Annotated in this window: 12 protein-coding genes; all 12 read right to left on the reverse strand. The window is 44.9% G+C overall.

The genetic code is table 11. The features are described from left to right. Positions 1–15: 15 nt before the first annotated feature. Positions 16–690, reverse strand: coding sequence for a menaquinol-cytochrome c reductase cytochrome b subunit (gene qcrB, locus BBA02S_RS07945; protein WP_041096935.1), 675 nt, complete (start codon positions 688–690; stop codon positions 16–18). Between the two features lie 14 nt (positions 691–704). Next, positions 705–1,208, reverse strand: coding sequence for a Rieske (2Fe-2S) protein (locus tag BBA02S_RS07950; protein ID WP_041096937.1), 504 nt, complete (start codon positions 1,206–1,208; stop codon positions 705–707). A gap of 154 nt (positions 1,209–1,362) precedes the next feature. Further along, positions 1,363–1,830, reverse strand: coding sequence for a YpiF family protein (locus BBA02S_RS07955; RefSeq protein ID WP_041113317.1), 468 nt, complete (start codon positions 1,828–1,830; stop codon positions 1,363–1,365). Positions 1,831–1,964: 134 nt separating this feature from the next. Then, on the reverse strand, positions 1,965–2,504 hold the full coding sequence (locus BBA02S_RS07960) for a ReoY family proteolytic degradation factor (RefSeq protein WP_041096942.1): 540 nt from the start codon (positions 2,502–2,504) through the stop codon (positions 1,965–1,967). 36 nt (positions 2,505–2,540) lie between these two features. After that, the gene (locus BBA02S_RS07965) at positions 2,541–4,118 is read right to left on the reverse strand and encodes a tetratricopeptide repeat protein (protein WP_306305175.1); all 1,578 of its coding nucleotides are present in this window, start codon (positions 4,116–4,118) and stop codon (positions 2,541–2,543) included. 137 nt (positions 4,119–4,255) lie between these two features. Then, a complete protein-coding gene (gene aroA, locus BBA02S_RS07970; RefSeq protein ID WP_052477255.1) occupies positions 4,256–5,554 on the reverse strand; it encodes a 3-phosphoshikimate 1-carboxyvinyltransferase in 1,299 nt (432 codons plus the stop codon). After that, positions 5,551–6,654: a prephenate dehydrogenase gene (locus BBA02S_RS07975; protein ID WP_041096946.1), complete on the reverse strand. Its 1,104-nt coding sequence runs from the start codon at positions 6,652–6,654 to the stop codon at positions 5,551–5,553. The genes aroA and BBA02S_RS07975 overlap by 4 nt, the downstream gene beginning before the upstream one ends. A gap of 13 nt (positions 6,655–6,667) precedes the next feature. Beyond that, positions 6,668–7,768 carry a histidinol-phosphate transaminase gene (hisC, locus tag BBA02S_RS07980; protein ID WP_041113412.1) on the reverse strand — a complete coding sequence of 367 codons (1,101 nt, stop codon included), beginning with the start codon at positions 7,766–7,768 and terminating at the stop codon, positions 6,668–6,670. A 24-nt stretch (positions 7,769–7,792) separates the two neighbouring features. Beyond that, positions 7,793–8,182 carry a chorismate mutase gene (aroH, locus tag BBA02S_RS07985; RefSeq protein WP_041096948.1) on the reverse strand — a complete coding sequence of 130 codons (390 nt, stop codon included), beginning with the start codon at positions 8,180–8,182 and terminating at the stop codon, positions 7,793–7,795. After that, positions 8,179–9,267, reverse strand: coding sequence for a 3-dehydroquinate synthase (aroB, locus tag BBA02S_RS07990; RefSeq protein ID WP_041113315.1), 1,089 nt, complete (start codon positions 9,265–9,267; stop codon positions 8,179–8,181). The genes aroH and aroB overlap by 4 nt, the downstream gene beginning before the upstream one ends. Before the next feature lie 2 nt (positions 9,268–9,269). Continuing rightward, the gene (gene aroC, locus BBA02S_RS07995) at positions 9,270–10,442 is read right to left on the reverse strand and encodes a chorismate synthase (protein ID WP_041096952.1); all 1,173 of its coding nucleotides are present in this window, start codon (positions 10,440–10,442) and stop codon (positions 9,270–9,272) included. Positions 10,443–10,642: 200 nt separating this feature from the next. Next, positions 10,643–11,416 (reverse strand): CheR family methyltransferase, encoded by a 774-nt coding sequence (locus tag BBA02S_RS08000; protein WP_041113314.1) that lies wholly within the window; start codon positions 11,414–11,416, stop codon positions 10,643–10,645. Positions 11,417–11,643 lie beyond the last annotated feature (227 nt).

An 11,643-nucleotide genomic window follows, 5' to 3' on the forward strand; every position in this document is an offset into this window, starting at 1 on the left:
AATAAAATTTTTATTTTACAATGGTCCAGAAATACCTTGTCTGCGAATCATGATGAAGTGGGCTCCCATTAAGCCAAGCAATGCTGCCGGCAGGAAGAACACGTGAATCGCAAAGAAACGAGTCAGCGTTTGGGCACCGACGATATCTGGGTGACCCGCCAACAAAATCTTTACCTGTTCCCCAATTAATGGAGTAGAGGCAGCGATTTCGATACCTACTTTTGTTGCGAACAGCGCTTTCATATCCCATGGCAATAGATAGCCAGTGAAACCAAGGCCGAGCATAACGAAGAAGATCAATACGCCGACTACCCAGTTCAGTTCACGAGGTTTTTTGTAAGCTCCTTGGAAGAACACACGCAATGTATGTAAGAATATCATAACGATAACTAAACTTGCACCCCAGTGGTGCATACCGCGCACGATCATTCCAAATGCTACTTCATTTTGCAGATAGTAAACGGATTCCCAGGCGTTTTTAATATCAGGCACGTAGTACATAGTTAAGAACATTCCTGATAAAATCTGGATCACCGTTACGAAAAATGTTAATCCGCCAAAACAGTAAACGAAAGCTGAAAAGTGATGAGCCGGGTTTACGTGTTCAGGCACTTCATGATCAGCAATATCCCGCCACAAAGGCGTAATATCTAAACGCTCATCAACCCAGTCATAAATTTTGTTTAGCATGAATTACGCCTCCTTTACGCAATATCTTGTGGCTCTGGCTTGCCAAGCTGCAAGAAACCGTCTTTTACTTTTGTTTGGTACCGATCAAGCGGTCTTGTCGGTGGTGTACCTGGAACGTTTTTTCCGCTCTTTTCATATAATCCACCATGGCAAGGACAATAAAATTGACTTTTGTGACCGCTTCCTTCCCAGTCAACCGTACAACCTAAATGTTTACATACAGGTGAAAGAGCGACGATTTCGCCTTTCTCGTTTTTGTAAACCCAAGCCGTTTGTGTAACCTCGGATGTGTACCATGCATCTTTTTGTTCGTAAGAGAAGTCCACACGAGTCGGTTTCGTAGACAATTCATCCACTTTTTGCTTCGTAGTGTGGTATTCGCCTTTTCCACCATGCGCCAAAACCGGATCAATTGCGAAACGAACCATTGGCATCAACATGCCAGCTGCCATAAAGCCGCCAACGCCTGTCAGTGTATAGTTAAGAAATTGACGTCTTGATACAGGTTGTTTACTCATTCTTTTCCCCCCTCTATTGTAAGCTGTGTCCGCACTGGACATGAATATAAGCGCACAAACATAAACTAGGACATCACTATGATAATCCAAACTCGATAGCAGGTCAATATCACAGCGTTCGAAAATCTGTCAAAGTGTGTGACGAATTTCTGAATTATGACAAATCCTGCTGCCATTTATGGACGATAATATTGACAAATTGCTTGGCCTGATCTTCAATCAATGAATACTTGTACGAATCCTCCATATGCTCCAGCGGAACAGCCGGCACCCAGACGAGTGAGCCGTCAATTTTGTCTTCAGCAAGCTTCCAGTTGCTGTCAGAAGTAAAAAATAGCTTGTGCTTAAACCCTGCGTTGTCGATTTCATCTGACCAGCGTTTTAAGGCAGCAAGCTTCTCCTCCTCCTCCTGCTGCTTGATATACGTAAACGGAGGAATCAGCAGGATTCTGCCCTTGAATTGCTTCTCAAGCAGCATCGTTAATAGCTGAACAAATTCATGCTGCGAAGCAGTTTCTTTCATGTCGCTTTCAAAAGAAATCGGGACGAGCGGCACAAGAGCCGTATCGACATACTCTTTTTGCTGTTGAAAGCTTTCTGTGTCTTTGCCATTCCAATTCATTTCATTCACCTCTGTCTTATAGTAGCACAATGCTTTTACAAGAATCACCTTTGTTGATGAACAAGGTATGATCCAGTATAACGTTCTTGCACGCTTCATACACAAAAATAAAGTCTTTTGCCCTTGGCAAAAGACTATTTTAAGGCATTCAATTGATCAGTCAACTTCAAAAACGCCGCCTTATCCCCGCAGTCTAGCGCTTGATCGATCTCTTCAAGCAGCCGCTCTTTCTGAAAACGGTAAATGCCTTCCTTGAGGAAATTCTCGGCAAGCACTTTATCCTTTTCCGTAATCCGCAAATTCCTCGGCATAAACGGGTTTTCCTCCATTACCGCTGCATACTGATGGGAGACATTCGCCGATTTAAACTTTAATTCAATATAAATATCTTCTTCTTTATTCAGCCGGATATCATGAAAGGATTTTTCTGCATCCGTCGTCATAATGTTTTCTTTGAAAAAGCGAAACGGCGCGCTATCCACACAATGAGTAGACATAATCATTCCTCTCGGGCAATATTGGGCGTCTTCCACAAAATGCACTCTTTCCATAAGCTGATCGTGGCTCATCAAATAATTTAAAATCCAGACAGATTCTCTTCTCTTTAATTGATAGTGATTTAAAAACCAGCGGATAAAATCTTTTTTCTCATGAACAGATACAGGGGCAGCCATTTTGTAAATCCCTCCTCTGTGAAGATAGTCGTTGGATTAATCCGAAAGCCGCTCAATGAGCAGCAGCCATTCTTCATTCGCCGGATCAGTTTGCAGCAGCTTGCGGAAGATTTGGCGCGCTTCTTGCCGCTTGCCTTCTTCCATCAGAAAATAACTGTATTCTTCCAAAAAGTGCACTTGATCCTTAAAGAAATTATATGCTTCCTCATAAGCAGTTAATGCCTGACTATAGTTTTCTAATTCATTAAGAGCTTTTGCCTCATCCCATAGAAACTGCGGATCCGACTCTCCTTCGCGTTTCAGCAGTTCAGTAATTTCCAAGACATCCTCGTAACGCTCCTGATGAAAGAATAGCTTATTCAAAGTAAGAGCAGCCTCTGAGAACTCAGGATCTAATGCCAAGGCCGAGCGCAAAAATTGCTCTGCTTCTTCTTCTCTGCCCAGCTTTAAGCTCAGCTTGCCGGCAATGAAGTGCAGCTCCTTATGAAATTCATCATGGCGAAGCCCTTCTTTCGCAGCTTCAATGCTTTTCTCTAGCTCCTCCTCCCGCTCATAAGCTTTTGCTAAATAGAGATAGATAGAATGATAGTCCGGATCAAGCGCTTTTAATTCCTCAAACTTGGCAATAGCTGTTTGATAAAAGCCGGCTTGAAAAGCGGTAAAAGCATAACCAAACAATGTATTGATCTCCAATTGGCCTTCAAGCGCCTTTTCATAAAACCCCAGGCTTTCTTCAAATGCCCCTCCTGCGCTTAATGCTTCAGCTAAACGCTGGTGAATGGAGATGCCGGCTATCTCTTCCTGGCCGCCGGCAAGCAACTCCTTATAGAGGCGGACAGCCTCCAAAAACCGGCCCTGTTCCGAGTAAAATTCAGCAAGGGCAAATTGAATGACCGGCTCATCAGGAAGCAGCTCCTTTGCCGCTTGCAGCTTTTGCTCGCTTACTTCATATAGCCCCTGCATTTGATATAAATCCGCCAGCAGCAGGAGCGCCCTTGGATAGTTTTCATCTGCCTGGTTCAGCTGTTCCAGAAGAAGCATAGCCTCCTCTTCTTTATCCATATCAACGAGCACTTCAGCAAGAAGGACACGCAGCTCTCCCTCCTCCGGAAAAGCTTCAAGAAGCCCTTGATACAGCTTTTGCGCTTCTGCCAAAAAACCTAAGCCATACAATTGTTCAGCCAGCGAAAATTTCTCTTCATCTGAAGAAAACGACTGAACCTTCTTAAATAAGGAAAACGCTTTTTGATCTTCCCCTTTTTCTAAACTTTCAAGCATCTGCTGTGCGTATGACATTTTCTCCGAATCCTTTCTACAAAACAGTTTGCGATTATGCAGGCTGTGCAAACGGCTGCTTCTTTCACTGCAGTCTTGCCTGCAGCGCACGGAATAGCCGCTTTCATTCAGTCCGCAGGTGCTTCCGGTATAGCCCGGACAGCACCTTTCAATATTGTTATCATAGTGAAAGAAAAGCCGGACAGCAACTTTTTTATCTTTAGGCTCTATTATTATTTCATAAAGGGACGGGAGAAGCCGCTCAGCGCTTGCCTGCAGCGAAATGGATAAAAAAGCAACCATATTTGTGAGAGAGCCTGCCTTTAATACTAAATACATTCTCCAGGAAAAGAGAATTTCCTGCTTTCTATAAGAAAAGGAGCTGATAGAATCAGCTCCTTTTCTGTCTTTAAGCGGATGAGACCCTATTTGGCTGTGAGGTCTCTGAATTCGCCTTACATTTTTACAAAGCCTGACTATTTGCTAGTCAATTGAGCCATATCTTCAAAGAAGGAAGGATAGGAAACGGCGATGGCTTCATCGTTCTCGAGCTCTACTGCTCCTTCAGCAACAAGGGAGGCAACAGCGAGCATCATGCCAATGCGATGATCTCCATGCGAGGAAACACGAGCACCGGTTAATGGGCTCTTGCCGTAAATAATCATTCCGTCATCGGTTGCTTTAATGTCTGCTCCCAGCTTCTTTAGCTCATTAACTACCGTATCAATCCGGTTCGTTTCTTTTACCTTTAGTTCTTCAGCATCCTTGATAACCGTTTTCCCCTCTGCTTGCGTAGCAAGCAGGGCGATCACCGGAATTTCATCAATTAGTTTCGGAATTAAATCGCCGCCAATTTCAATGCCTTTTAAGCTGGAACTGCGGATTGTAATGGTCCCCATTTCCTCTCCAGCCGTATTTGCTTCTTCCACCTTGATATCGGCCCCCATTTGCACAAGTACATCGATAATTCCCGTTCTTGTTGGGTTTAAGCCGACATTCTCAAGGATCACTTCACTGCCGGGAACGACAGCACCGGCGACGAGGAAGAAGGCTGCCGATGAAATATCACCAGGCACATATATATCCGTTCCTGTAAAAGGCTGGCCGCCTCTTAAGACGATATCATTGCCGCGCCTTGTGATGTCTCCTCCGAACTGCTTAATCATTTTTTCTGTATGATCACGGGTAAGCTGCGGCTCCGTAATAATCGTTTCTCCTTCTGCCTGCAAAGCGGCAAATAAGATCGCAGATTTCACCTGGGCGCTTGCTACCGGCAATTCGTAGTTAATCGGGCGCAAGCTGGAGCCAGCCACAGCGAGAGGGGTGAAGCGGCCGTTGCTTCTGCCGTTAATCTTAGCCCCCATCTCCGTTAAAGGAACCACCACCCGGTCCATCGGCCGTCTGGCAATCGATTCATCGCCAATTAGCACAGAGTGAAAAGGCCGGCCGGAAAGAATGCCTAATAGCAGCCTTATTGTGGTGCCGGAATTTCCGGCATCAAGAATTTCGGAAGGTTCAGTTAAACCGCCCCATCCCTTCCCATGAACAATGATTTCTTCCTCTGTTTCTTCAATGTCCACACCGAGCTTGCGGAAGCAATCAATGGTCCGCAAGCAATCTTCCCCTTTCAGGAAGTGCCTTATCGTCGTCTTGCCTTCTGCTAAGGCGCCAAACATGACCGACCGATGGGAAATGGACTTATCTCCCGGTACTTCCACCCGCCCATTCAGCGGGGAATTTGTCAGCTTTAGTTCCTTCATCGAATCACCCTTCATGCCAAAAATAAGTCGTAGTTTGTGTGTTTTTCAATGCATTGCCGGGCCTGTTTCCGGTCTTTTTCATTTTGAAAGCTAATTACAAGCACTCCGTACACATCTTCTCTCGTTTCCATAATCCTAATATTGGTGATGCTGATTCTTTCCTCTGCTAAGTAGCCGGTGATTTCTGAAATGACCCCCGGATAATCCGGAACATCCACATACAAATCATAAAAGGATGGAATGGCTCCCATTGATTTTGCCGGAAGCTCGTCTCTAAACTCTTTCGCTCCATGAAAATAGTCAAAGAGGAGCGGAGCGCTTTCTTCTTGCAAAATATCTATGACTCTTTCCATCTCTGCTTTCCATTCATGCAAAAGGGTCAGCAGCACGTCTTTATTATGTAGTGAAATGTCCTTCCACATCTCCGGACTAGAGGAGGCAATTCTCGTTAAATCTCTGAAGCCGCCGGCAGCAAGGCGGGAAATCAGCGAATTGCTGTTGTTATATTTACGAGCCTGATGGACAAGAGAGGCTGCGATGACATGCGGGAAGTGGCTGACAACTCCGGTCAGATGATCATGATCCTCTGCAGGGACTTCAAGAATCTTCGCTTTCGTTCCTTGCAGCCATTTTTTCAGGACAGCTACTTCTTTTTCGTTCGCCCCTTCACCAGGGGTTAATAAATAAAAGGCGTTCTCAAATAAAAGTTCCTTCGAAGCCGCCACGCCGCTCTTGTGCGAGCCAGCCATCGGATGTCCGCCAATAAAAGTAATTTGATGCTCTTCTAAAACCCGGGCGCAATCCATGATTCTTTTTTTTGTGCTGCCGGTATCGGTAATAATAACACCGTCTTTTAAACGGTATTGAGTTAACTCTCTGATCAGCTTTTCTGTTTGCAAAACCGGTACAGCCAAAATAATCAAGTCCGCCTGCTCAGCACCCTCTTGGAAGGTGTCTGCTTTTTTATCAATGATATTTAACGCCTCTGCAAGGCCTACTTCATTTGCTCGGATGTCATATCCGAGGATTTCTGCCTGGGGATGGGCTGCTTTGATCGCCTTCGCGAGCGATCCGCCAATCAAGCCCAACCCGGCAATAAATACAGTTCCCCTCATTCTCTACCAGCACCTACTGTCTAATCGCTTTTTCTGCTATGAAACTCTTCATAGCCTGAATAACTCCTTCATTTTGCTCTTGTGAACCGACCGTTACCCTCACAGCGCCCGGGCAGCCAAGAGCATTTCCTGAACGGACGATATAGCCTTTTTCCATCAAATATTGAAACAACTCGTCACTGTCACAATTGAAATTAATTAAAATAAAGTTTCCTTCTGAAGGATAATAGTCAAGCTTTTCACTTTCACAGAATTGATAAAACTGCTGAAGGCCCTTTTTATTCTCTTCCTGGCATTTCTTGATGAAGTCTTGGTCAGAAAGAGCCGCTAACGCCGCGCCTTCTGCTAATGTATTGATATTAAAAGGCTCACGGACAGGTTCTAAGGCACGGATGACCTCTTCGGAGCCGAATCCATAACCGACCCGGAAGCTGGCAAGGCCGTAAACTTTAGAAAAAGTTCTTAAAACGAGCACATTTGGATATTGCTTGGCAATGTCCAATGCATTGTAATAGTCTTCAGCCGTTACGTATTCAAAATAGGCTTCATCCAGAACGACAAGCACATCATTCGGTACTTTATTTAAAAATTGCACAAGTTGATCATTGTTAATGTAGACACCTGTTGGATTATTTGGACTGCACAGCCAAACAACTGCCGTTTGCGCATCGATCGCCGCATACATCGCCTCTAAATCATGAGCACCGTCTACAAGAGGTATTTCTCGTATTTCCGCTCCCTCCACTGTTGCGTTGTGACGATACTGAGGGAAAGTCGGGGTCGCCATTACTGTGTTTTTTCCTGGTTCGAGCATCGCCCGGGAAATAATTAAAATAAGCTCATCAGACCCATTGCCGAAAATCAGCTGTTTTTCATCTACTTTGAGAAATTCACTGAGAGCTAAACGGAGAGCTGTTGTATAACCGTCCGGATAAAGAGCATACGATGCCCCGTAAGATTGCACCCACTCTTTTGCTTTATTGGATGAACCGAAAGGATTTTCGTTTGAAGCAAGCTTAACAATTTTCTCAAGACCATACTCTTTTTTCACATCTTCGATTGACCGTCCAGGCTGATAAGCTTTTAAATTGGTAATTTGTTGTTTCCATTTCATCTTCATCACAATCCCTTCTTTTGGTTACTTGCTCAACTGGCCGCATTGGCTTGACTTTTGCAAATCAGGCCTCAGCTTGACAGCTTTCTCTAAATAAATATGTTTCACTTCCTGCTGTGCTGCTTTCGTATTCACATGCATCATCACCCTGATGCACTGTGTCAGACTCCCCGGCACGGGAATTTCATTCATGCACATCACCGGCACATACTCCCAGCCCGGCAGCCGTCTAAGCGCTTTAGCCGGAAAAGCGGCATTAATATCGTCTGTTACCGAAATAAAAACCGAGCAAACATCCTCAGGCTGCAAATTATTTTGCTGGACCATCTCTCTCAAAAGCACTTCCGTACAATCAATCATTTCTTTTTCTGTATTTTGTTTAACCGTCGTCGCTCCTCTGATGCCTCTGATCATACAGCAGCCTCCTCTCTTATAAAGCGATCGGCCTCCTCAAGTTCCATCCGGCTCATTTGCTTGATAACCGGCCGGCCTACTTCTTCAAGCAGGACAAAGCGGATGCTCTCACCGATGGTTTTTTTGTCTCTGGCCATCAACGCATATAGTTCGTCAAACAGCAGCTCCTTATTCAAATCCAGCGGATAGCCGAGCTGCTTCAGCCAAGCTATAAATTCCTTGAGATTAAATGCCAACCCTGCTTTTCTTTCGCTTATATGCAAAGCAAAGACCATGCCCGCTGCCACAGCCTCTCCGTGTGTAACCTTTCCATAACCGAGCTTAGCCTCCAGAGCGTGTCCGTATGTATGGCCAAAATTCAAATAGGCTCTGATCCCTTGTTCCTTTACATCCTGACGAACAATTTCCCCTTTAATTTGAATTCCTCTTTCCAGACAGTAAGAAAGAAAATCCGCTGATAAATCTTCAAAACTGCTTACATTCGTCTGAAGTTCCTTTAAAAAGGCAGGATCAGCGATCAATGCATGCTTAATTACCTCGGCAAAGCCAGAACGTACTTGCTGTTCCGGCAATGTTTGCAAAAAGCGGGTATCAAACACCACTGCTGCCGGCTGGTGAAAATGGCCGATCATGTTCTTGCCAAGCGGATGATTAATAGCCGTTTTTCCGCCAACAGCACTGTCATGCGCCAAAATAGTTGTAGGAATTTGAATAAACGGAATCCCGCGCATGTAACTCGCGGCCACATAGCCGGCTAAGTCGCCCGCGGCGCCGCCGCCAAATGCCAGAATGCAAGATTTGCGATCCAGCCCTTTTTCAAGAGCAAACGTTAAGCACGTCTCAAATGAAGCAAACGTCTTGGCCTTTTCACCGCTTGGAACTGTCAGCCATTCATAGGGCAGCTGAGGCAAAGCCTGTTTCAATGTGTCCCCGTGAAGAGAGGCAACCAGCTCATCCGCAATAATGAGGAGCTTGGTTGTCCCCTTTAAAGAATCGCTAAACAAATGAGCGAGCTTGTCTAAAGCCCCTTCTCCTACATACACAGGGTACGATTGGCCTGGTGTTTCAATTATCAACTCTCTCATCATTAGAACTCCTTCGCGTAACGACGGAATTCTTCTAATGACGCAGATAAAGCCTCCATCCGGTCACTGTAAAACTGATCAACAATGGCGGCGGCCAGTTCCCAAGCTACAACTGCTTCAGCTACAACTGCAGCTGCCGGCACCGCGCAGCTATCCGAACGCTCAATGCTCGCTGTAAAAGGCTCTTTCGTATCGATATCTACGCTTTCAAGCGGCTTATAAAGCGTAGGGATTGGCTTCATGACTCCACGGACAACGATCGGCATGCCTGTTGTCATTCCACCTTCGAAGCCGCCCAGCCGATTCGTTTTCCGGTAGTATCCTCTCTCTTCGCTCCAAGCGATTTCGTCATGGACTTCGCTGCCAAAGCGCTCAGCCGCTTCAAAACCGATGCCAATCTCTACTCCTTTAAATGCATTAATGCTCATTACGGCTGCCGCTACCTTTGCATCCAGCTTTCTGTCCCAATGAACATAACTTCCTATTCCTGCTGGCATGCCCTCAGCGATGACTTCAACGACGCCGCCGATTGAATCGCCATTTGCTTTCGCATCATCAATAGCCTGCATCATTTTCTTTTCTGCTTCCGGATCAAGACAGCGGACTGGCGACTTTTCGCTCAATTCCTGCAGCTGCTGTAAATGTTCCACTGCTGTCTGTTCAGCTTTGATGCCGCCAATTTCAATTACATGCGAGGCGATCTCAATTCCAAGCAGTCTTAACAATTGTTTTGCAACCGCGCCAGCGGCTACACGGACAGTTGTTTCACGGGCTGAAGAGCGCTCAAGCACATTTCTCATATCCCGATGGCCATATTTCATGCCGCCGTTTAAATCCGCATGCCCTGGACGAGGACGGGTAATTTGGCGCTTAACTTCCTCTCCTTCGGAATCGTCAAGCGGTTCGCTGCCCATAATTTTTGTCCAATGCTTCCAATCGTCATTTTCGACAACAAGAGTAACAGGCGAGCCAAGCGTAGAACCATGGCGGACGCCGCTTTTGATCTGTGCCTGATCTTTTTCGATTTGCATTCTGCGACCCCGTCCGTGGCCTTTTTGTCTGCGGCTCAGCTCTTTGTTGATGTCTTCAGCCACAAGCGGCATGCCCGCAGGCAGCCCTTCAATAATAGTTGTTAGTTGTGGTCCATGCGATTCTCCTGCTGTTAAATATCTCATTATACTTTCTCCCTTCAACTCGTTAAAGCGGTTATGTACTACTATAACATATTTTTTTGAATTTGCTGCACTTCTTAAGTATGTTTTTTGAGAATTTTACCACAATCGCCGTCAAATTTGTCATAATTCTTTAGATTTTTCGAAATCTTGCTGATTATAAAGAAAAAGGCCTTCCTTTTGAAAGCCCTTTATTTCTGTGTTCAGTTGGTTTTTCGGTAAAAAAAGGTATCTTCTGCTTCAAAGCCGTATTCTCCGGGATTAAAGATCTGTTCGGTACTGCCAACAAACAAAACACCACCCGTTCTTAAAGCAGCGCTAAATTTTTTGTACAGCTGATCTTTTGCTTCCTCGGTAAAATAAATCATGACATTGCGGCAAATAATTAAATCAAAGCCTGAGTCAAACCGATCCGCCAGTAAATCCTGCTTTCTGAATGTGACGGTTCTCTTCACTTCTTCGCTGACTGTATAGAAATCTCCTTCTTTTGTGAAAAATTGACGTTTTTTCTCTGATGGAACTTCAGCCAATGAGCGCTCAGAATATACGCCGCGCTTTGCCTTCTGAATGGCATTGGCATCCAGATCCGTCGCTACAATAGAAATTTGCGGCAGCGGCAAATAACTGGAAAGAACCATGGCTGTTGTATACGGTTCTTCTCCTGTTGAGCAGGCAGCACTCCAAATTTTCAGCCGTTTGTTTTCCGAAAGCAGCCGCGGGAAAATTTTCTTTTCCAACGCTTCCCATCTTTTGGCATTCCGGTAAAATTCCGATACATTGATCGTCATTCTATCTAAAAACTCGTTAAGAAGGTTGGCATCCGCATTCATTAAATCGAAAAAGTCCTTAAAAGAACGGCAGCCTTTTTTTTCATACAGCGATGTGAGGCGCCGCTTCATTTGTGCCTCTTTGTATTTACTAAGATCAATGCCTGTTTTTCTTTTAATATTGACAATAAACTGCTCATAATCACCCATATGTTTATCCCCCTACTTACTGAATCCAGTCTAATTAGCCGATAGGCATTTGTTACCACTCTATAAATCCTATTATAACGAAGAGGCTGATGCAGCGGGGAAAACTTTTTAGAAAATTAAAGAACAATTAGAAAAACTGCTAGTTCAGACTGTAGACAAACTCAATGAAAATTGAAGTTTGTCTACAGTCTTTTTATTTGTTTGCGAATGGGGGCTGTTGATTTCCA

The sequence above is a fragment of the Bacillus badius NBRC 15713 genome (genome assembly GCF_001591605.1).
In the GTDB taxonomy this organism is placed as follows: Bacteria; Bacillota; Bacilli; order Bacillales; family Domibacillaceae; genus Pseudobacillus; species Pseudobacillus badius.

Excerpts from the sequence above, each read along its gene's own strand:
- qcrB (WP_041096935.1), bottom strand. The coding sequence starts at position 690 with ATGCTAAACAAAATTTATGACTGGGTTGATGAGCGTTTAGATATTACG.
- BBA02S_RS07950 (WP_041096937.1), bottom strand. The coding sequence starts at position 1,208 with ATGAGTAAACAACCTGTATCAAGACGTCAATTTCTTAACTATACACTG.
- BBA02S_RS07955 (WP_041113317.1), bottom strand. The coding sequence starts at position 1,830 with ATGAATTGGAATGGCAAAGACACAGAAAGCTTTCAACAGCAAAAAGAG.
- BBA02S_RS07960 (WP_041096942.1), bottom strand. The coding sequence starts at position 2,504 with ATGGCTGCCCCTGTATCTGTTCATGAGAAAAAAGATTTTATCCGCTGG.
- BBA02S_RS07965 (WP_306305175.1), bottom strand. The coding sequence starts at position 4,118 with ATGTATTTAGTATTAAAGGCAGGCTCTCTCACAAATATGGTTGCTTTT.
- aroA (WP_052477255.1), bottom strand. The coding sequence starts at position 5,554 with ATGAAGGGTGATTCGATGAAGGAACTAAAGCTGACAAATTCCCCGCTG.
- BBA02S_RS07975 (WP_041096946.1), bottom strand. The coding sequence starts at position 6,654 with ATGAGGGGAACTGTATTTATTGCCGGGTTGGGCTTGATTGGCGGATCG.
- hisC (WP_041113412.1), bottom strand. The coding sequence starts at position 7,768 with ATGAAATGGAAACAACAAATTACCAATTTAAAAGCTTATCAGCCTGGA.
- aroH (WP_041096948.1), bottom strand. The coding sequence starts at position 8,182 with ATGATCAGAGGCATCAGAGGAGCGACGACGGTTAAACAAAATACAGAA.
- aroB (WP_041113315.1), bottom strand. The coding sequence starts at position 9,267 with ATGAGAGAGTTGATAATTGAAACACCAGGCCAATCGTACCCTGTGTAT.
- aroC (WP_041096952.1), bottom strand. The coding sequence starts at position 10,442 with ATGAGATATTTAACAGCAGGAGAATCGCATGGACCACAACTAACAACT.
- BBA02S_RS08000 (WP_041113314.1), bottom strand. The coding sequence starts at position 11,416 with ATGGGTGATTATGAGCAGTTTATTGTCAATATTAAAAGAAAAACAGGC.